Raw genomic sequence first — 20,004 nt, forward strand, 5'->3', positions numbered from 1 at the left:
GGGGCGCCCGCCGTGGCGCCCCTTTGCCTTGCCGGGCGGGCGAAGGGGCGGCAAGCTGACCGGGCGAGCGCAGCCGAGGACCGCCATGACCCTGACCCAGCCCCCTCACCCCGGCATCTTCGACGAACCGCCGGTCGCGGCCGACACCCTGTCCCACCTCGGCCCGCTGCGCGGTCTGGCGGGGCGGTGGCAGGCGGCGAAGGGGGTGGACACCAGCCCCAAGGCCGACGGGCCCGAGACGAAGCCCTATGTCGAGCACGCCAGCTTCGAGGTGATCGACGGGCAGACGAACGGCCCGCAGCTCTTCTACGGGCTGCGCTACCATATGCACATCAACACGCCCGACGAGAAGATCACCTTCCACGACCAGATCGGCTACTGGCTGTGGGAGCCGGCGACCGGGCTGCTGCTGCAAAGCGTGACCATCCCCCGAGGGCAGGCGCTGCTGGCGCAGGGGCACGCCGGCGCAGACGACCGCAGCTTTACGGTCGAGGCGGTGCGCGGCGCCACGACCAACGGCATCGCGTCGAATCCGTTTCTGGACCAGAACTTCCGCACCGACCGCAATCGCTGCGCGATCACGCTGCACGACGACGACAGCTGGTCCTATCGGCTGGACACGACGCTGATGGTCGAGGGCAAGGCGTTCGACCACTACGACACCAACCGCCTGCGCCGGGTCGGGCCGCCGCAGCCGAACCCGCTCGCCGCGGGGTGAGGCGTCACAGGTCGTTGTGGCTGTTGAGCAGCTCGGCGGCCGATACAGTGCGCCCGTCGCTCATCCGGCACAGATCGGCGCGGCGGCCGCCCGAGGTGCGGTGGATGACCGTCCCGCCCGTCCCCTGACAATAGAGCGCCGCCGGATCGACGATGGCCGACGAGGTCACGCTGCGCTGGGTCGTGGTGGGGGCCGGTGCGCCGCAGGCGGCGAGCGTCAGGACCGCAAGCGCGGTGACGAGGGAAGCGGGGGCGCGCATCGGGTTCCTCCTCCAAGATATCCCTGTCCCAACCGCGCGAGAGGGGAAAGGTTCATTCCTCGGTGACGTCGATCACACCCTCGACCGCGCGCAGCGTCTGGCGCATCCGCGGCGTCACCGGCACGTCGTCGCCCACGGCGATGTCGTAGACCCGGTGCCCCTCGCGCACCCGCAGCAGCAGCGGCCCGCGGCCCTTGGCCGAGACGGCGATCTCGGCCGAGGCCGCGCGCAGCCGGTCGAGCACCGCGACGGCGGTGGGCGCGTCCGCAACCTCGACGGCCAGCTTGCCCGAGCCCGCATCCGCCACCGCATCCTCGAGACGCTGCACCCCGCGGGCCAGCATCTTGACCTGATCGCCCGAGGGCTCGGCATTGACCGTCAGCAGCACGTTCTGCCCCGGCTCCAGCAGATCGCGGTGGGCGTCGAGCGTGTCCGAGAACACCGTCGCCTCGTAAAGCCCGGTCGGGTCCGAGAGCGTGACGAAGGCATAGCGCGTGCCCTTGGCGGATTTCTTCTCGGCCCGCGCCGCCACCGTCCCGGCGATCTGGGCCGCCAGCGGCCCGTCGAGCGACGCCGCCTGCACCTCGGCCAGCGTCATCGCCCCCTTGCGCCTGAGCGCCGGCAGATAGTCGTCAAGCGGGTGGCCCGAGAGGTAGAACCCGACCGCCAGCCGCTCTTCGGCCAGCTTCTCGGCCGGCATCCAGACCTTGGCGAGCGCCGGGCGGGGGGGCGGCAGGTCCTCGCCCCCGCCGAAGAGCGAGGACTGGTTCGAGACCTCGGCCGCCTGCACCGCCGCCGACCACGCCATCAGCCCGTCGAGCGAGGCGAGCACCCGCGCCCGGTTCGCGTCGAGCGCATCGAAGGCGCCGGCGCGGGCCAGCATCTCGAGCGCGCGCTTGCCGATCTGCTTCATCGGCACGCGGCGGGCGAAATCGTTGAGGTCGCGGAAGGGCGTGTCGCCGCGCGCCGCGACGAGGACGCGCATCGCCTCGACCCCCACGTTCTTCAGCGCGCCGAGCGCATAGACGATCCGCCCCTCGCTGACCGAGAACGTCGGCTGCGAGACGTTGACCGAGGGGGCCACGATCTCGATCCCCATCCGGTCCACCTCGCGGCGATAAACGGCGAGCTTGTCGGTCAGGTGGATGTCGCAGTTCATCACCGCGGCCATGAACTCGACCGGGTGGTTGGCCTTGAGCCAGGCGGTCTGGTAGCTGACCACCGCATAGGCGGCGGCGTGCGACTTGTTGAAGCCGTAGTTGGCGAACTTTTCCAGCAGGTCGAAGACCTCGCCGGCCTTCTTCGCATCCACCCCCTGCGCCACGCAGCCGTCGACGAACTTCGGCCGTTCCTTGGCCATCTCTTCGGCGATCTTCTTGCCCATCGCGCGACGCAAGAGGTCCGCGCCGCCGAGCGAATAGCCCGCCATGACCTGCGCGATCTGCATCACCTGTTCCTGATAGACGATGATTCCCTGCGTCTCGGCCAGGATGTGGTCGATGGTCGGATGGATCGATTCGAGCGGCCGGACCCCGTTCTTGACGTCGCAATAGGTGGGGATGTTCTCCATCGGGCCGGGACGGTAGAGGGCCACCAGCGCGACGATATCCTCGATGCAGGTGGGCTTCATGCGCCGCAGCGCATCCATCATCCCCGAGGATTCCACCTGGAACACCGCCACGGTGCGGGCGCTGGCGAACAGGCGATAGGAGGCCTCGTCGTCCAGCGGGATCAGGTTGATCTCGTCCACCGCCCCCTCGGGCGGGTCGTAGAGCCGGCGCCCGTCCGCCGCGATGTGCAGGTGCCGCCCGCCCGCGCGGATCAGGTCGACGGCGTTCTGGATCACCGTCAGGGTCTTGAGGCCGAGGAAGTCGAACTTGACCAGCCCAGCCTGCTCGACCCACTTCATGTTGAACTGCGTGGCCGGCATGTCCGACCCGGGGTCGCGGTAGAGCGGCACGAGCTGGTCGAGCGGCCGGTCCCCGATCACCACCCCCGCGGCGTGGGTCGAGGCGTTCCGCAAGAGCCCCTCGACCTGGCCTGCATAATCGAGCATCCGGCGGACGTTCTCCTCGGCGGCCGCGGCCTCGCGCAGGCGCGGCTCGTCGGCCAGCGCCTTGGCGATCGAGACGGGCTTGACGCCCTCGACCGGGATCATCTTCGACAGCTTGTCGCGCTGCGGGAACCCCATCCCCAGCACGCGGCCCACGTCGTGCACGGCCGCCTTGGACAGCAGCGCGCCGAAGGTGATGATCTGCCCCACCTTCTCGCGGCCGTATTTCTGGCAGACGTAGTCGATCACCTCTTCCCGGCGGTCCATGCAGAAGTCGATGTCGAAGTCCGGCATCGACACCCGCTCGGGGTTCAGGAAGCGCTCGAACAGCAGCGAATAGCGCAGCGGGTCGAGGTCGGTGATGGTCAGCGCATAGGCGACCAGCGACCCGGCCCCCGAGCCGCGGCCCGGACCCACGGGGATGCCCTGCGCCTTGGCCCACTTGATGAAGTCGGCGACGATCAGGAAATAGCCGGGGAAGCCCATCTGCTCGATGATCCCCAGCTCGAAGTCGAGCCGCGCCTCGTACTCGGCCACGCTGACCGAATGCTCGATCACGGCCAGCCGGGCAGCGAGCCCCTCGCGCGCCTGCCTGCGCAGCTCGTCCACCTCGTCCTCGGCGAAGCGCGGCAGGATCGGCTTGTGCTTGGCGACCGCAAAGGCGCAGCGGCGGGCGATCTCGACGGTATTCTCCAGCGCCTCGGGCAGGTCGGCGAACAGCGCGGCCATCTCGGATTCGGACTTGAAGTCGTGGTTGGCGGTCAGCCGCCGCCGGGGCGCGGCCTGATCGACCAGCGCCCGCTCGCGGATGCAGATCAGCGCGTCATGGGCGCCGAACATCGCCGGATCGGGGAAATGCACGTCGTTGGTGGCGACCAGCGGCAGCCCCAGCGCATAGGCCAGCTCGATCATCCCCGCCTCGGATGCGACCTCGGCCGGCATCATCTGGCCGTTGTCCATCATGTGCCGCTGCAACTCGACGTAAAGCCGGTCGCCGAAGGCGGCGGTCAGGTCGCGCAGATGCGCCTCGGCGTCCGCGCGGTGGCCGGCCGCCACCATCTGGCCCAGGGGGCCGCCCGCACCGCCGGTCAGGCAGATCAGCCCGCCCGCGTGGGCCGCAAGCTCGGCCATCGTCACATGGGGAAAGTCGCGCGGCGGGGTGACGTAGAGGCAGGTCGACAGCGCCATCAGGTTCGCCCAGCCCGCCGCATCCTGCGCCAGCAGCACCACCGGCCCGCAGGCGGGGCCTGCGTCGAGCGTCATCTGGCAGCCGACGATCGGCTGTACCCCCTCGTCCATCGCCTTGACCGAGAACTCGAGCGCGGCGAACAGCGCGTTGGTGTCGGTCAGCGCGACCGCGGGCATCCCCTTCTTGGCGGCCAGCCCGGCCAGCTTCTTGACCGGGATCGCCCCCTCGAGCAGCGAGTGTTCCGAGTGGCAGCGCAGGTGGATGAATCGGGGGGTGTCGGTCGGCATGGGGGATGACTAGCACCCCGGCCCCCGGGGCAGAAGGGGCGGGCGCGCGGCGCCTGACCCGCCCGCGCCACGTAAACTCTTTACGCCGCGGCAGAGGCTTGGCAGGACCGCGAGGATGATTGTGCCGCAACGTTTTCGGGCTAACGTGGGCGGGTTCGACGGCGGGGCTCTCGTGACGACAGACGTGCTTTTCCGGGCCGAGGGCCTGACCAAGACCTATCCGGGCGTGCGCGCCAACGACGCCGTGTCGTTCGACGCGCGCCCGGGCGAGATCCACGCGCTTCTGGGCGAGAACGGCGCGGGCAAGTCCACGCTGGTCAAGATGATCTACGGCCTCGTGCGACCCGACGCGGGCACCATGACGCTCGGTGGCCAGCCCTATTCCCCGGCCGATCCGCGGGCCGCGCGGGCGGCGGGCGTGGGGATGGTGTTCCAGCATTTCAGCCTGTTCGACGCGCTGACCGTGGCCGAGAACGTGGCCCTCGGCATGGACGCCCCGCCGCCGCGCGCGGCGCTGGCGCGGCGGATCGCGGATGTCTCGGCCGCCTACGGCCTGCCGCTGAACCCCGCGCGGCGCATCGCCTCGCTCTCGGCCGGGGAACGCCAGCGGGTCGAGATCGTGCGCTGCCTCCTGGGCGGGCCGCGGCTGTTGATCATGGACGAGCCGACCAGCGTGCTGACCCCGCAGGAGGCCGAGATCCTGTTCGCCACGCTGCGCCAGTTGGCCGCGCAGGGGACCGCGATCCTCTATATCTCGCACAAGCTCGAGGAAATCCGCGCCCATTGCGACCGCGCCACGATCCTGCGGCACGGGCGCGTCGTGGGCACCGTCGATCCGCGCGCCCATTCGGCCCGCGACCTCGCGGCGATGATGGTCGGGGCCGAGATGCGGATCGTGGACCGCTCGGGGCGGCAGGCGGGGGCTGAGCTGCTGGCGGTCAGGGGCCTGACCTCGGCGGCGGGGATCGACGGGACGCCCTTGCGCGACGTGGGGTTCGCGGTCCGCGCGGGCGAGATCCTCGGGATCGGCGGCGTCGCCGGCAACGGGCAGGAGGAGCTGATCGCCGCCCTTTCGGGCGAGACGACCGGCCGGCCCGGCACGGTGACGCTGGCGGGCGCGGATGTGTCGGCGCTCGGCCCCGAGGCGCGCCGGCGGGCGGGGCTTCTGGCGGCGCCCGAGGACCGGCTGGGCCACGCCGCGGTCCCCGAGATGAGCCTGACCGAGAATGCCATCCTGACCGCCGCGACGCGGCAGGGGCTGGCGAAGGGCGGGATGATCGACCATGCCGCCGCGCGCCGCTTTGCCGAAGGCGTCATCGCGGGCTTCGACGTGCGGACCCCGGGGGCGTCAACCGCCGCGGGGGCGCTCTCGGGCGGCAATCTGCAGAAATTCGTCATCGGCCGCGAGATCATGCAGGAACCCCGCGCGCTGATCGTGAACCAGCCGACCTGGGGCGTGGACGCTAGCGCCGCCGCGGCGATCCGGCAGGCGCTCCTGGACCTCGCCGCGCGCGGGGCGGCGGTGGTGGTGATCAGCCAGGACCTCGACGAGCTTCTGGAACTCAGCGACCGCTTCGCGGCACTGAACGAGGGGCGGCTGTCGGCCCCCGTGCCGACCGAGGGGCTGACGCTGGAACAGGTGGGCCTGATGCTCGGCGGCGCGCATGGGATGGAGGTCGCCCATGTTGCGGCTTGAGCCTCGGACCAACGCGCCCTGGTGGCTGGGCATCGCCACGCCGGTCATGGCGGTGCTGGCGACGATGATCGCGGGCGGCCTGCTGTTCGCGCTGATGGGCTTCGACCCGGTGGCGGCGATCCGCACGATCTTCTGGGACCCGCTGTTCGGGCAGGCGGCGGCCTATTCGCGGCCGCAACTGCTGGTCAAGGCCGGGCCGCTGATCCTGATCGCCTGCGGCCTCGCCATCGGCTTTCGCGCCGGGATCTGGAACATCGGCGCCGAGGGCCAGTACATCGTCGGCGGCATCTGCGGGGCGGCCGTGGCGCTGGCCGCCTATCCCGCCGAGGGGGCCTGGATCTTCCCGGCGATGGTGATGGCCGGCGCGGCCGGCGGCTGGGCCTGGGGGATGATCCCGGCGGTGCTCAGGAACTGGTTCGGCGCCTCCGAGATCCTCGTGTCGCTGATGCTGGTCTATGTCGCGCAGCGGCTGGCGGCGTGGATGGCCTTCGGCCCGATGCGCAACCCCGAAGGGTTCGGGATGCCCGGCTCGCGCAACCTTCAGCAATACCCGCCCGCCGCCAACCCCGAGCTGATCGCCGGGACCGGCATCCACTGGGGCGTGATCGCGGCCGCGGTGGCGGTCGTCGTGACCTGGGTGCTGATGACCCGCCACATCCGCGGCTTTCACATCCGCGTCGCGGGCTTCGCCCCCCGCGCCGCCCGCTTCGCGGGCGTGCGGCCCGAGGCGCTGGTCGCCTTCTGCCTCGGGCTGTCGGGCGCGCTCGCCGGGATGGCGGGGCTGTTCGAGGCCGCCGGGCCGGGCGGGCAGATCACCGACAGCTTCGGCTCGGGCTACGGCTTCACCGCGATCATCGTGGCCTTCCTCGGGCGGCTGCACCCCTTGGGCATCCTGCTCGCCGGGCTGCTGCTCGCGCTGACCTACATCGGCGGCGAACTCGCGCAGCTCATGCTGTCGCTGCCCGCTGCGACCGTGCAGGTGTTCCAGGGGATGCTGCTCTTCTTCCTCCTGGCCTTCGACACGCTGGGCCGGTTCCGCATCCGCTGGGGACGACCGGGGGAGGCACGGGCATGATCCTCGACTGGACCACATTGCTGCTGCTGATGTCGGCGGCGACCCCGATCCTGCTCGCCGCCCTGGGCGAGGCGGTGGTCGAGCGCGCGGGCGTCCTCAACCTCGGGGTCGAGGGGATGATGATCACCGGCGCGCTGGCCGGGTTCGCGCTGGCGCACGCCACCGGCTCGCCCGCGCTGGGGTTTCTGGGCGGGGCGCTGGCCGGGGCGGCGCTGTCGATGATCTTCGCGGTGCTGACCCAGTATCTGCTGACCAACCAGGTGGCGACGGGGCTGGCACTGACGCTCTTCGGCCTCGGCCTCACGGCGATGTTCGGCAAGCCCTACGAGGGGGTCAAGGCGCCCACCATGCCGGGCGGCCCGCTGGGGATCAACTGGGTGATCTGGGCGGGGCTCGCCCTCGTGCCGCTGATCTGGCTGGCGCTGAACCGCACCCGACCCGGCCTGATCCTGCGCGCGGTGGGCGAGAACCACGACGCCGCCCACGCGCTCGGCTACAAGGTCCGCGCGGTGCGCGTGGCGGCGATTGCCCTGGGCGGGGCGCTGGCGGGGCTCGGCGGGGCCTATGTCTCGATCGCCACGGTGCTGCAATGGACCGAGGGGATGACCGCGGGCGCGGGCTGGATCGCGCTTGCCATCGTCGTCTTCGCGGGGTGGAGCCCGTGGGGCGTTCTCGCCGGTGCCTGGCTTTTCGGCGGCGTGACCGTGATGCAGCTTCGCCTGCAGGCCGCGGGCGTCGCGGTGCCGGTGCAGCTGCTCTCGATGGCGCCTTATCTTGCCACGATCCTCGTCCTCGTGGTCATATCGGCGCGGCAGAAATACGCGCGCTCGGCCAGCGGCGCGGCCCCGGGATCGCTGGGCCGCAGCTTCCACGCGACGCGATAAGCACCCGACAGAGGAGATCACGATGACCCGCAGACAACTTCTGGCCTCGGCCGCCGCGCTGGCTGTGGTGGCCATGCTGCCCGCCCTGCCCCACGGCGCCGCCGCCGCGACCCCGATCCCCGAGGGCGAGAAGCTCAAGGTCGGCTTCATCTACGTGGGCCCGGTGGGCGACGGCGGCTGGTCCTTCCAGCACGACCAGGGCCGGCAGGCGATCGAGAAGGAATACGGCGACCGGGTCGAGACGACCTTCATCGAAAGCGTGCCCGAGGGCGCCGACGCCGAGCGCGCGCTGACCCAGCTCGCGCTTGCCGGCAACAAGCTGATCTTCGCCACCTCGTTCGGGTTCATGGACGCGGTCATCAACGTGGCCAAGAAGTTCCCGGACGTGAAGTTCGAGCACGCGACCGGCTACAAGCGGGCCGACAACGTGGCGACCTATGACGCGCGCTTCTACGAAGGCCGCGCGGTGATGGGCACCATCGCGGGTCGGATGACCAAGTCGAACAAGATCGGCTACATCGGCTCGTTCCCGATCCCCGAGGTGGTGCAGGGCATCAACTCGTCCTTCATCCACGCCCGGAAGGTGAACCCGGCGGTCGAGATGAAGGTGGTCTGGGCCTACACCTGGTTCGACCCCGCGAAAGAGGCCGACGCCGCATCGGCCCTGATCGCCGAGGGGGTGGACGTGATCCTGCAGCACACCGACTCGACCGCGCCGATGGGCAAGCTGCAAGAGGCGGGCGGGATCGGCTTCGGCCAGGCGTCCGACATGGCGGCGTTCAAGCCGACGCCGCGGGTCAGCGCCATCATCGACAACTGGGCGCCCTACTACGTCAAGCGCGTGGGCGAGGTGCTGGACGGGACCTGGACCAGCTCGGCCACCTGGGCCGGCATCGGCGAGGGCGAGGTCGAGATCGGCGAGATCACCGACGCGGTCCCCGCCGAGGTCAAGGCCGAGGCCGAGGCGCTGCGCGACAGGATCGGCAAGAAGGAATATCACCCCTTCACCGGCCCGCTGAAGAAGGCGGACGGCAGCGACTGGCTGGCCGAGGGGAAGGTGGCGACCGACGAAGAGCTGTCGCAGATGAACTTCTTCGTCGAGGGCATCACCGCCCAGATGCCGAAGTAGGCGCGGGCGGCGCCGTCGGACCGGGGCTCTGCCCCGGACCCCGGGATATTTAGGGCAAAAGAGAAAGGGGGGTCGGCGAACCGGCCCCCCTTTTGCTGCGCCCGGTAGCGGGCGCATGACGCAGTCTCGGCGTTATTCGAGGTGGCTCTCAATGAACCACAGGTCCTTGTCGGCCTGCTGCGAAGCGGCGGTCAGGATGTCGGCGGTGTCGGCGTCGCCCGCCTCGTCGGTGGTATCGATCGCCTCGCGCACCCGCGCGCCGTACTCGCGCAGCCGGGCCGAGATCTCGCGAATATGGTCGGCCGACTTGGTGAGGTCGGTCGGATAGGGCTTGAGCTTGGTCGCCTTGGCGACCTCCTCCACGGTGCCGACGGCCACGCCGTCGAGCTGCTGGACGCGCTCGGCCATCGCGTCGATCTGCGGGTCGAGCCGCGCCTTCACGGCGTCGAACAGCTCGTGAATGGCGATGAAGTTCGGACCCTTGACGTTCCAGTGCGCCTGCTTGAGCGCCATCGACAGCGACGCCGCATCGTTCATGCAGCTCTGCAGTTCGGTGATCGCGGTCTTGCGGGCGTTGTCCTTGAGACCCTGAAGATTGACGGCCATGTCATGCCTCCTTGAATTGGGACTGTCCCCCAATCAACGGCCCCCCGGCGCAGGGGTTCCGGGCGCATGGCGGCCATGCAGGGCCGGCCCGGCGTGCCCCACCCCCGCAACGCGAACGGCGCCCCCCTTGAGGGAGGCGCCGTCGAAAGCATCGCCGAGGCCGAGGATCAGGCCGTGGCGGTCTGGATGAACTTCACCGCGTCGCCGAAGGTCTGGATGGTCTCGGCGGCGTCGTCGGGGATCTCGATCCCGAACTCTTCCTCGAAGGCCATGACCAGCTCGACCGTGTCGAGCGAGTCGGCGCCCAGATCGTCGATGAAGGAAGCGGTCTCGGTGACCTTCTCTTCCTCGACGCCCAGGTGCTCGACGACGATCTTCTTCACGCGATCAGCGATATCGCTCATGTCTCGTTCCTCAGTTGCGGGCGCTCCGCCCGGATGTTGCCGATCCCTGAACCGGCGACAGCCGCGGGCGGTTCCGCGCGGCCTTGGCCTCGGGATATAGCACCGCTCGTCCCCTCTGCAACTGGTTTCACGACGGCGCGATGCGGGCGGCCGGACGGCCGATCAGAGCATCGCCATGCCGCCGTTCACGTGCAGCGTGGCACCGGTGACATAGCCCGCCGCGGGGCTGGCGAGATAGACGACGGCGGCCGCGATGTCGTCGGCCGACCCCATCCGCCCGGCGGGAATCTGGGTCAGGATGCGGGCCTTCTGCTCGCCGTTCAGCTTGTCGGTCATCGCCGTCTCGATGAAGCCGGGGGCCACGCAGTTGACGGTGATCCCGCGGCTGGCGACCTCATAGGCCAGCGACTTCGACATCCCCACAAGCCCGGCCTTGGCGGCGGCATAGTTGCCCTGCCCCGGGTTTCCGGTGGCGCCCACGACCGAGGTGATCGAGACGATCCGCCCCCAGCGCGCCTTCATCATCCCGCGCAGCACGCCACGCGCCAGACGGAAGGACGAGGTGAGGTTCACGTCCAGCACCTCGGCCCATTCCGCGTCCGACATCCGCATGAACAGGTTGTCGCGGGTGACGCCGGCGTTGTTGACCAGGATGTCGACCGCGCCCATCGCCTCGGCTGCCTTCTTCGGCAGCGCCTCGACCTCGGCCGTGTCGCCCAGATTGGCGGTGACGACATGGGCGCGATCGCCCAGCCGCTCGGCCAGTTCGCGCAGCGGCGCCTCGCGGGTGCCCGAGAGCGTCACCTGCGCCCCCGCCTTGTGCAGCGCGGCCGCGACGGCGCCGCCGATGCCGCCCGAGGCGCCGGTGATCAGCGCCGATTTTCCGGTCAGGTCGAACATCGCGGGTCCCTTTCTTCCTTGTTCAAATATCCCGGGGTCCGGGGCAGAGCCCCGGTCCGGCCTCAGCCCCTGAGGGCTGCCAGATCCGCGGGCGTGCCGAAGTTGCGCGTCACCGCGCCCGGCACGATGCGCTTGATCATCCCCGACAGCGCCTTGCCGGCCCCGATCTCCCAGAACTCGGTCACGCCCTGCTCGGCCATGAACGCGACCGACTCGCGCCAGCGCACGGCGCCCGTCACCTGCTCGACCAGCAGCTGCCGGATCGCGCCGGGTTGCAGCACCGCCTCGGCCCGCACGTTGGCGACCAGCGGCACGGCGGGTTCGTGAATGTCCACGCCGGCCAGCGCATCGGCCATCACCGTCGCCGCCGGCTGCATCAGTGCCGAGTGGAAGGGCGCCGACACCGGCAGCATCAGTGCCCGCTTGGCGCCGCGCTCCTTCGCCAGCGCGGCGGCGCGTTCCACGGCGGCCTTGTGGCCCGAGATCACCACCTGCGCGGGATCGTTGTCGTTCGCGGCCTGGCAGACCTCGTCCCCGGCGGCCTCGCGGGCGATCTCGTCCACGGTGGCGAAGTCGAGCCCCAAGATCGCGGCCATCGCCCCCTGCCCCACCGGCACCGCCTCCTGCATGGCCGTCCCGCGGATCTGCAGCAGCCGCGCCGTGTCGCTGAGGCTGATCGCGCCGGCCGCGCAGAGCGCCGAGTATTCGCCGAGCGAGTGGCCCGCGACGAAGGCCGCATCGGTGATCGCAAATCCCTCGGCCTCGAGCACGCGCATCGCCGCGACCGAGGTCGCCATCAGCGCCGGCTGGGCGTTGCGGGTGAGCGTCAGGGTCTCGATGTCGCCCTCCCAGATCAGCGCCGAGAGGTTTTCGCCCAGCGCCTCGTCCACCTCGTCGAAGACCGTGCGGGCGGCGGGATAGGCCTCGGCCAGCTCGCGGCCCATGCCGATGGTCTGGGCCCCCTGGCCCGGAAAGACGTATGCGCGCATCTGTGGCTCCATTGGATTTGCCCCGGGCATAGCTTTTGCGCGCCCGGCAGGCAACGTCCGCGCGCGGCAGCCAGGGTCGCAGGGGGGCGTCGCCCCCGTCCCTGCGGGACGCCCCGCAAGGGTATTTCGGCCACGAAAAAGGCCGCCCTCGGAAAAGGGCGGCCGCAGCGTCTCACGGTTTGGGCGGGGTCAGCCGACCAGTTCGAGGCCCGAGAAGAAGAAGGCGATTTCCTCTTTCGCGGTCTCGGCGGCGTCCGAGCCGTGGACCGAGTTCTCGCCGACCGAAAGCGCGTATTCCTTGCGGATGGTGCCCGCGTCGGCGTTGGCCGGGTTGGTCGCGCCCATCACTTCGCGGTTCTTGGCGATGGCGTTCTCGCCCTCGAGCACCTGCACGACGACCGGCTCCGAGGCCATGAACTCGACCAGCTCGCCGTAGAAGGGGCGATCCTTGTGGACCTCGTAGAACTTGCCGGCCTGGGCGGGCGACAGGTGGATGCGCTTCTGCGCGACGATGCGCAGGCCGGCATCCTCGAATTTCTGGTTGATCTTGCCGGTCAGGTTGCGACGCGTCGCGTCGGGCTTGATGATCGAGAGGGTGCGTTCGACAGCCATGATGTCCTCCGGAAAATGTCGGGGTTGCGATTGCGCGGCGCGGTATCACGCGCGCCGGGGGATGGAAACCCCGCGGGGAGGCGCCACGCCGCCGCCCGCGGGGCGCGCCTTTGTCGCCACAACCGCGCGGTGAAAGCCGCCGCGACGTTACGGTGCAGGTTGAACCGGAGCGGTGACGGACCGTTACTCTCGAAGGACCGACCGTTCACAACCGGAACTGGAGTGACCTCATGAGAAACTGGGGACTTTGGCTGGCCGCGGGCATCATTTCGTTGCTCGGCGGCATCTTTGCCTTGGCCAACCCGCTGGCGGCGACACTGACCGCCACGCTGCTGGCCGCCTGGGCGTTCATCGTCGTGGGCATCCTGACCATCGCCTCGGCCTTCGCGGATCAGGGCTGGGGCGGGCGCATCGCCGCCATCCTGCTGGGCATCCTCATGGTGCTGCTGGGCGTCAACCTTGCCGGCGACCCGCTGGCCGGGACGCTGTCGCTGACCATGGCCACCGCCATCCTGCTGGTGGTGCTGGGGATCGTGCGGATCTCGCTGGGCTTCAGCTTCCGCACGCCGGGCGTGCGGTTTCTGCTGATCATGTCGGGGGCGCTGTCGCTGCTGCTCGCCTTCATGATCTACAGCAACTGGCCGCAGTCGGCGGCGCTGGTGCTGGGCCTGTTCCTCGCCATCGAGCTGATCTCGAACGGCATCTCGCTGATCGTGCTGGCGATGGACCGCAAGGGCCACATCGCCTGACCTGCACCATTCGGGGCCGAGGCGTGCGTCGCCCGGCCCCGAACCCTCCGGCCCCGCGCCGGGGGCCGCCCGTCAGGAAGCCGTCACAGCAATGACGTCGATCCGTCATGCTGGCCCGTTAGTGCCTCGAACATCCCAACATGACGAGGCGACTTCCAATGATCTCTCCCCTCTTCCGCTCGGCCGCGCTGGCGGCGTTGATCCCGGCCGCGGGCCTGGCCCAGACGGCGCCGGCCCCGGCCACGCCCGCGGCGACTGACGCCCCGGCCGCGACCGCCACGCCCGCCTATGACTTCGCGGCGGCCAAGCGGGACGCGCTGACCTATGGGCCGCGCCCGTTCTATCTGATCGACCGGCTGCCGGCGGGGGCGCTCAAGGACAAGCTCAACGCCTGCCGCGGGCAAGCGCCAAAAGTCTCGTCCTTCTCGATCGGCCACCGCGGCGCGCCGATGATGTTCCCCGAGCACACCGTGGAATCGAACCTCGCCGCCGCGGCGATGGGGGCGGGCGTGCTGGAATGCGACGTGACCTTCACCAAGGACAAGACGCTCGTCTGCCGCCATGCGCAGAACGACCTGCACACGACGACGAACATCCTGGCCACGCCGCTCGCGGCGAAATGCGTGACCCCCTTCGCCCCGGCGGCCGAGGTCACCGACGCCAAGGCCGAGTGCCGCACCGCCGAGCTGACGCTGGACGAGTTCCGCAGCCTTTCCCCCAAGATGGACAGCGCCGACAAGACCGCCACCACGGTCGAGGCCTACATGAAGGGCAACCCGGGCTGGCGCACCGACCTCTATTCGGACGGCGCGCATCTGATGACCCACGCCGAGTCGATCCAGCTCTTCAAGGCCCTGGGCGCCAAGTTCACGCCCGAGCTGAAAGAGGCGATCGTCGAAATGCCGTTCGACGGCTGGACGAACGAGGATTACGCCCAGGCCATCGTGGACGAGTACAAGGCCGCCGGCATCCCGCCCGCGGACGTGCACCTGCAGACCTTCGAGATGGTCCACATGGACCACTGGCTGAAGGCCGAGCCCGAGTTCGCCAAGACCGCCGTCTATCTGGTCGATCCCGACCGCGTGGACGGGTTCGATCCCGAAAAGCCCGAAAGCTGGGGCGAGTACGCGCCGCAGCCGCTGGCCGACAAGGGCATCCGCACGCTGGCCCCGCCGCTCTTCGCGCTGGTCGCGCCGGGCGAGGGGCACGACATGGTGCCCTCGGCCTATGCCAAGGCGATCAAGGCGGCGGGGATGGACATCATCACCTGGTCGCTCGAGCGGTCGGGCCCCATCGCGCGCGGCAACGGCGGCTGGTATTACGGCAGCGTCAAGAGCGTGGCGACGGACGACGGCGCGATCTACGAGATGGTCGACACGCTGGCGCAGGAAGTCGGCGTCAAGGGCATCTTCTCGGACTGGCCGGCGACCGTGACCTATTACGCCAACTGCATGGGCATCGAGTGATCCGATAGGGGACAGGGCAGCCTCCGGGCTGCCCGACCTCAAACGAAAACGGGCAGCCCCGCAGGGCTGCCCGTCGATCGTTCCACCGAGCCCTCAGGCTCGCAGCGGCTCAGGCTCAGACGAACGCGAGGTTGATCGCCGATTCGCGGCCGTCGCGGCCACGCTCGAGGTCATAGGTGACCTTCTGGCCGTCGGCCGGGGCCGAGAGGCCCGCGCGCTCGAGTGCCGAGACGTGCAGGAACACGTCGCGGTTGCCGTCCTGCGGCTGGATGAAGCCGAAGCCTTTGGTGGGGTTGAACCATTTCACGGTGCCGTTGGCCATCGTGAGATCTCCTGTCGTGATGCCGCCCGCGGAATGCGGCGGCCCGGCGCAGTCAGGTCGTAAAAGCAGCCTGCAGCCGGGTAACGGAGACAGAAGGCAGATAGTCGGTAACGTTGCCCGACCCACATGGACCCGTTCGGGTCGGATTACAAGGGGCGTCGCGTTCGCCGACCCCTCCCCCCCCCCCGGCCCGTTGACGCGGCCCCGCGCGTGCGGCAAGGCGCAGCCATGCTGCGGATCGACGACATCTCCTATTCCATCGCCGGCCGGCCGCTGTTCGAGCAGGCGAGCGCGGTCATCCCGGACGGCCACAAGGTCGGCCTCGTCGGCCCCAACGGCGCCGGCAAGACGACGCTGTTCCGGCTGATCCGGGGCGAGTTGGGGCTGGACGGCGGTGCGATCACCCTGCCCGCCCGCGCCCGCATCGGCGGGGTGGCGCAGGAAAGCCCGGCCACCGACGTCACCGTGCTGGACACAGTGCTGGCCGCCGACACCGAGCGTCACGCGCTGATGGCCGAGGCCGAGACCGCCACCGACCCCCACCGGATCGCCGAGATCCAGACCCGGCTGGCCGACATCGACGCCTGGTCGGCCGAGGGGCGGGCGGCGGCGATCCTGCAGGGGCTCGGCTTCTCGACCGAGGATCAGGCCCGGCCGACCGGCGACTTCTCGGGCGGCTGGCGAATGCGGATGGCGCTGGCGGGGGTGCTGTTCGCGCAGCCCGACCTGCTGCTGCTGGACGAGCCGACCAACTACCTTGACCTCGAAGGGGCGCTGTGGCTGGAAGGCTATCTGGCGAAATACCCCCACACGGTCATCGTCATCAGCCACGACCGCGGGCTTCTGAATCGCGCCGTAGGGTCGATCCTGCATCTCGAGGATCGCAAGCTCACGCTCTATTCCGGCGGCTATGACAGCTTTGCCCGCATCCGGGCCGAGCGCCGCGCGCTGCAAGCCGCCGAGGCCAAGAAGCAGGAGGCCCGCCGCGCCCATCTGCAAAGCTTCGTCAACCGTTTCCGCGCCAAGGCGACCAAGGCCGCGCAGGCGCAGTCGCGCCTCAAGGCGCTGGCGAAGATGGAGCCGATCGCCTCGCCCGAAGAGGCGAAGTTCCACCGCTTCACCTTCCCGCAGCCCGACCAGCTCTCGCCGCCGATCCTGTCGCTCGACGGCGTGTCGGTCGGCTACGGCGACCGCGCGGTGCTGAAGCGCCTGAACCTGCGGCTGGATCAGGACGACCGCATCGCGCTGCTGGGCCGCAACGGGCAGGGGAAATCGACGCTGGCCAAGCTGCTCGCCGGGCGGCTCGAGCCGATGGAGGGGCGGCTGGTCCGCTCCGGCAAGCTCAGGGTCGGGTATTTCGCCCAGCATCAGGTCGACGAGCTGCGTCTGGACGAAACCCCGCTCGACCACGTGCGCAGCCTGCGCCCGGACGAGGCGCCGGCACGGCTGCGCGCCCGGCTCGCGGGCTTCGGGCTGATGGAGGCGCAGGCCGAGACGCGCGTCGCCTCACTCTCGGGCGGGCAGAAGGCGCGGCTGTCGCTGCTGCTCGCCACCATCGACGCACCGCACCTCTTGATCCTCGACGAGCCGACCAACCACCTCGACATCGAAAGCCGCGAGGCGCTGACCGAGGCGCTGAACGACTATACCGGCGCGGTTGTGCTGGTCAGCCACGACATGCATCTGCTGGAGCTGGTGGCGGACCGGCTGTGGCTCGTCTCGGGCGGGGCGGTGACGCCCTATGCCGAGGATCTGGAAACCTATCGCCGCAGCCTGCTGACCGCCGACGAGCCCGAGCGCCCGCGCGAGGCGGCGAAGCCCGCCCCGCGCCGCCCAAGCCGCGACACCGTGCTGGAATTGCGCGCCGAGGCGCGGCGCTGCGAAGAGCGGGTCGAAAAGCTGACCGACATGCTCGACCGGATCGCCGCGAAGATGGCCGACCCGGCGCTTTACGACGACCCGGCCGAGGCCGAGAAATGGGGCCGCAAGCACGCCGAGGCGACCGAGGCGCTGCCGCGCGCCGAGGCGCTGTGGATGGACGCGCTGGAACGGCTCGAGGCGGCCGAGCGGGGCTGAGGCGGGGCGGGGGCTCGGCTGGAATGAGCCGATGCCGTCGCCCCACCCCGCACCATCGCTGGACAGGCGGCCCGGCAGCCGTCAGATTCCGCGCCAAAACCTGACCGAGGGACAGCCCATGCCAAACCATCTCGCCGCGCTCGCGGCTCTCGCCGTGCTCGCGGCCTCGCCCGCCCTCGCGCAGGAAGGTTGGGGCGTCGCGGCCGACATCGGCCTTGGCGCCGAGGTCGAGCCGGACTGGCTCGGCGCCAAGGACATGAGCACCGGGCCGTGGGTGATCTTCCGCAACTTCGACGTGACCGCACCGGGCGAGACGGCGGGGGACGAGGGGACCGCGGACGGGTTCCGGGTCGGCCCGACGCTCAACTGGCGCGGCGGCCGCAAGGCGGACGATTCGGACGCGCTCGCCGGCCTCGATGACATCGACGGCACGGTCGAGGCCGGGCTGCGCTTCCGCTATACGCAAGGGCCGGCCAGCGCCTATGTCGTCGTCCGCAAGGGCTTCGGCGGGCACGAGGGGATCGCCGGGGCGGTCGGGGCCAAGCTGCGGATGACGCCGCGCGAGCGGCTGACCCTCTGGCCGGGGATCGAGGCCAAGTTCGGCAACGACCAGTTCGCCCGGACCTGGTTCGGCGTCACCGCCGACGAGGCGCAGCGCAGCGGCTATGCCGAGTACTCGCCCCAGGGCGGCATCTATGCGGCCGGCGTCAAGCTTGAGGCGCGCTATACGCTGACCGACAGCCTCGCGCTGGTGGGTGAGGCCGAATACGCCCGCCTCGTCGGCGATGCCGCCGACGCGCCCTTCATCGAGGAAAAGTCCCAGCCCTCGCTGCGACTGGGCGTCGTCCACCGCTTCGACCTGCGGTTCTGACCGCGCCTGCCATGCAGCGGCCGGGGGTTTCCCCGGCCCGGCCGGTCCCCTATATAATCCCTCAGCTATTCGAGGGGAGCCGTCCCGCATGACCCAGCAGGCCCAGAAACAGGTCGAACCGATGATCGAAGGCGCGCCGCTGATCGCGCCCTCGACGACCGACCATCCGCTTTACGACAGCGTGGTCGAGGCCTGCCGGTCCGTCTACGACCCGGAGATCCCGGTCAACATCTTCGATCTCGGGCTGGTCTACACGATCACCATCGACGACACCGACGCGGTGCGGGTCATCATGACGCTGACCGCGCCCGGCTGCCCGGTCGCGGGCGAGATGCCGGGCTGGGTCGCCGATGCGGTCAACGCCTTGCCCGGCGTGCGGCAGGTGGATGTCGAGATGACCTTCCAGCCGCCCTGGGGGATGGAGATGATGTCCGACGAGGCCCGCCTGGAACTGGGGTTCATGTGACCCCTGCCCCGCCCGGCCCCGCCCGCCGGGCGATGCTCGCGGGCGATCCCTATGACGCCGCCGACCCCGAACTCGTCGCGCTGCGCCAGCGCGCCCAGCGCCTGACCGCCGCGCGAAAGGGGGTCGAGAGCGACCCCGACGATGCGGCAATCCTGTCCGAGCTGCTCGGGACGTGGAACGGGGCGGTGATCCGCGCGCCCTTCGCGGTCGATTATGGGCTGCACATCCACTTCGGCCCCGGCTGCTTCGTCAACTACAACTGCGTGTTCCTCGACGTGGCCGAGATCCGGCTCGGCGCGCGGGTGCAGGTCGGGCCGGGGGTGCAGCTTCTGACCGCCGTCCACCCCCGCGACGCGGCGCGCCGCGCGACGGGGGAAGAGAGCGGCCGTCCGATCCGCATCGGCGATGACGTCTGGATCGGCGCCGGGGTGCTGGTCCTGCCGGGGGTAACGGTGGGGGACGGCGCGATCCTTGGCGCGGGCGCCGTCGTCACCCGCGACGTGGCGCCGGGCGCGACGGTCGCGGGGAACCCGGCCCGCCCGGTCGGGACGCCTTAACGGCTGCGCGGCCCGCGCCAGCTGTCCACCCAGTTCCGCATCCGGCCAGCGGCCTTGCGGGTGTTCGCCACCACCTCGGCCTGCGCGGCATCGGCGCGGGCGTCGATATGCTCGATCACCCGGCCCGCGCGGCGGGTCCGCGGCTCGATGCTGCGCTCGTGGAACTGGTTCCACATCCGCCACAGCAGCAGCAGCAGCGCCCCCATCACCCCCAGGATCACCAGCGCCGGCCAGTTCAGCGGCCGGTCACCCGGCCCTGCCACCTGCCGCATCGAGATCGCGTTCGGATAGATCGTGGCCCACGACACCCGCCACCCGTACGAGGTGACGTTCATCCACCGCGGCGCGTCGGCGGTCGAGACGCTGTCGGCGGCGATCGCGTGCAGGTTCGAGCTGTCGTATTTGAAATACGGCGGCCAGATCCAGCCGGTGTCCTCGTTGCGATAGACATAGGGCCGCCCGTTCGGCTGCACCGTGGCGATGTAGCGGATGTCGCGCCGCCCGTCGGCCGTCTGCACCGTCCCGGTATCGGGCGAGGCATAGAAGATCCCGTTCCAGCCCAGGTCGGTGATCTGGTTGTAGACGTTCGTCACCCGCACCGTGTGGCGCGAGGGCAGCGCGTAGTCGAGGAACAGGAACACCAGAACCCCGAAGATGACGCCGAGGGCGACCTGAAGATTGCGCACCAGAGGGGCT

At 70.2% G+C, this 20,004-nt stretch carries 20 protein-coding genes; 11 read left to right on the top strand and 9 right to left on the bottom strand.

From position 1 onward, the window contains the following. The first annotated feature begins 85 nt into the window (after window positions 1–85). Window positions 86–718 (top strand): heme-binding beta-barrel domain-containing protein, encoded by a 633-nt coding sequence (locus BLW17_RS02520; RefSeq protein WP_036731710.1) that lies wholly within the window; start codon window positions 86–88, stop codon window positions 716–718. 4 nt (window positions 719–722) lie between these two features. Here BLW17_RS02520 and BLW17_RS02525 read toward each other — a convergent pair whose 3' ends face one another. Both BLW17_RS02525 and dnaE read right to left on the bottom strand, forming a co-directional pair. Next, window positions 723–977: a DUF333 domain-containing protein gene (locus BLW17_RS02525; RefSeq protein WP_036731708.1), complete on the bottom strand. Its 255-nt coding sequence runs from the start codon at window positions 975–977 to the stop codon at window positions 723–725. A 52-nt stretch (window positions 978–1,029) separates the two neighbouring features. After that, window positions 1,030–4,506: a DNA polymerase III subunit alpha gene (gene dnaE / locus BLW17_RS02530; protein ID WP_036731706.1), complete on the bottom strand. Its 3,477-nt coding sequence runs from the start codon at window positions 4,504–4,506 to the stop codon at window positions 1,030–1,032. 172 nt (window positions 4,507–4,678) lie between these two features. On the opposite strand from dnaE, the gene BLW17_RS02535 reads away from it, so the two are divergent. Genes BLW17_RS02535 through BLW17_RS02550 form a run of 4 tightly spaced genes read left to right on the top strand, consistent with a single transcriptional unit; the run spans window position 4,679 to window position 9,290 of the window. Continuing rightward, entirely contained in the window at window positions 4,679–6,202 is a 1,524-nt protein-coding gene (locus BLW17_RS02535; protein ID WP_231572726.1) for an ABC transporter ATP-binding protein, read from the top strand. Beyond that, window positions 6,189–7,277 (top strand): ABC transporter permease, encoded by a 1,089-nt coding sequence (locus BLW17_RS02540; protein ID WP_036731703.1) that lies wholly within the window; start codon window positions 6,189–6,191, stop codon window positions 7,275–7,277. Before BLW17_RS02535 ends, BLW17_RS02540 begins: the two co-directional genes overlap by 14 nt. After that, window positions 7,274–8,161, top strand: coding sequence for an ABC transporter permease (locus tag BLW17_RS02545; protein WP_036700139.1), 888 nt, complete (start codon window positions 7,274–7,276; stop codon window positions 8,159–8,161). The genes BLW17_RS02540 and BLW17_RS02545 overlap by 4 nt, the downstream gene beginning before the upstream one ends. Before the next feature lie 22 nt (window positions 8,162–8,183). Then, entirely contained in the window at window positions 8,184–9,290 is a 1,107-nt protein-coding gene (locus BLW17_RS02550) for a BMP family ABC transporter substrate-binding protein (protein WP_036700141.1), read from the top strand. Window positions 9,291–9,422: 132 nt separating this feature from the next. Here BLW17_RS02550 and dps read toward each other — a convergent pair whose 3' ends face one another. The 5 genes from dps to ndk all read right to left on the bottom strand — a co-directional run bounded on the left by dps (window position 9,423) and on the right by ndk (window position 12,801). Next, window positions 9,423–9,896, bottom strand: a complete 474-nt coding sequence (gene dps / locus BLW17_RS02555) for a DNA starvation/stationary phase protection protein Dps (RefSeq protein WP_036731701.1) — start codon at window positions 9,894–9,896, stop codon at window positions 9,423–9,425. Between the two features lie 167 nt (window positions 9,897–10,063). After that, on the bottom strand, window positions 10,064–10,300 hold the full coding sequence (locus BLW17_RS02560) for an acyl carrier protein (protein ID WP_036700146.1): 237 nt from the start codon (window positions 10,298–10,300) through the stop codon (window positions 10,064–10,066). Window positions 10,301–10,462: 162 nt separating this feature from the next. Next, the gene (fabG, locus tag BLW17_RS02565) at window positions 10,463–11,200 is read right to left on the bottom strand and encodes a 3-oxoacyl-[acyl-carrier-protein] reductase (protein ID WP_036731699.1); all 738 of its coding nucleotides are present in this window, start codon (window positions 11,198–11,200) and stop codon (window positions 10,463–10,465) included. A gap of 62 nt (window positions 11,201–11,262) precedes the next feature. Beyond that, window positions 11,263–12,189, bottom strand: coding sequence for an ACP S-malonyltransferase (fabD, locus tag BLW17_RS02570; protein WP_036731697.1), 927 nt, complete (start codon window positions 12,187–12,189; stop codon window positions 11,263–11,265). Window positions 12,190–12,378: 189 nt separating this feature from the next. Further along, entirely contained in the window at window positions 12,379–12,801 is a 423-nt protein-coding gene (ndk, locus tag BLW17_RS02575) for a nucleoside-diphosphate kinase (RefSeq protein WP_036700154.1), read from the bottom strand. A 230-nt stretch (window positions 12,802–13,031) separates the two neighbouring features. On the opposite strand from ndk, the gene BLW17_RS02580 reads away from it, so the two are divergent. Next, complete coding sequence (locus BLW17_RS02580; protein WP_036706484.1) at window positions 13,032–13,550, top strand: HdeD family acid-resistance protein; 519 nt, start codon at window positions 13,032–13,034, stop codon at window positions 13,548–13,550. A 158-nt stretch (window positions 13,551–13,708) separates the two neighbouring features. Then, window positions 13,709–15,016, top strand: coding sequence for a glycerophosphodiester phosphodiesterase family protein (locus BLW17_RS02585; RefSeq protein ID WP_081969071.1), 1,308 nt, complete (start codon window positions 13,709–13,711; stop codon window positions 15,014–15,016). A gap of 115 nt (window positions 15,017–15,131) precedes the next feature. On the opposite strand, the gene BLW17_RS02590 is transcribed toward BLW17_RS02585, so the two are convergent. Then, the gene (locus tag BLW17_RS02590) at window positions 15,132–15,338 is read right to left on the bottom strand and encodes a cold-shock protein (RefSeq protein ID WP_036700160.1); all 207 of its coding nucleotides are present in this window, start codon (window positions 15,336–15,338) and stop codon (window positions 15,132–15,134) included. A 228-nt stretch (window positions 15,339–15,566) separates the two neighbouring features. Between BLW17_RS02590 and BLW17_RS02595 the strand changes: the two genes are divergently transcribed. The 4 genes from BLW17_RS02595 to BLW17_RS02610 all read left to right on the top strand — a co-directional run bounded on the left by BLW17_RS02595 (window position 15,567) and on the right by BLW17_RS02610 (window position 19,308). Then, window positions 15,567–17,414 (top strand): ABC-F family ATP-binding cassette domain-containing protein, encoded by a 1,848-nt coding sequence (locus BLW17_RS02595; RefSeq protein WP_036731694.1) that lies wholly within the window; start codon window positions 15,567–15,569, stop codon window positions 17,412–17,414. Between the two features lie 118 nt (window positions 17,415–17,532). Next, the gene (locus BLW17_RS02600) at window positions 17,533–18,285 is read left to right on the top strand and encodes a MipA/OmpV family protein (protein ID WP_036706487.1); all 753 of its coding nucleotides are present in this window, start codon (window positions 17,533–17,535) and stop codon (window positions 18,283–18,285) included. Window positions 18,286–18,373: 88 nt separating this feature from the next. After that, window positions 18,374–18,751, top strand: coding sequence for an SUF system Fe-S cluster assembly protein (locus BLW17_RS02605; RefSeq protein ID WP_231555372.1), 378 nt, complete (start codon window positions 18,374–18,376; stop codon window positions 18,749–18,751). A 32-nt stretch (window positions 18,752–18,783) separates the two neighbouring features. Next, entirely contained in the window at window positions 18,784–19,308 is a 525-nt protein-coding gene (locus tag BLW17_RS02610) for a sugar O-acetyltransferase (protein WP_036731731.1), read from the top strand. On the opposite strand, the gene BLW17_RS02615 is transcribed toward BLW17_RS02610, so the two are convergent. Next, window positions 19,305–19,994, bottom strand: a complete 690-nt coding sequence (locus BLW17_RS02615; RefSeq protein WP_036731691.1) for a DUF1523 family protein — start codon at window positions 19,992–19,994, stop codon at window positions 19,305–19,307. The two genes, BLW17_RS02610 and BLW17_RS02615, sit on opposite strands and share 4 nt — an antisense overlap. Window positions 19,995–20,004: the final 10 nt, after the last annotated feature.

It is taken from the genome of Paracoccus sanguinis (genome assembly GCF_900106665.1).
Classification (GTDB): Bacteria; Pseudomonadota; Alphaproteobacteria; order Rhodobacterales; family Rhodobacteraceae; genus Paracoccus; species Paracoccus panacisoli.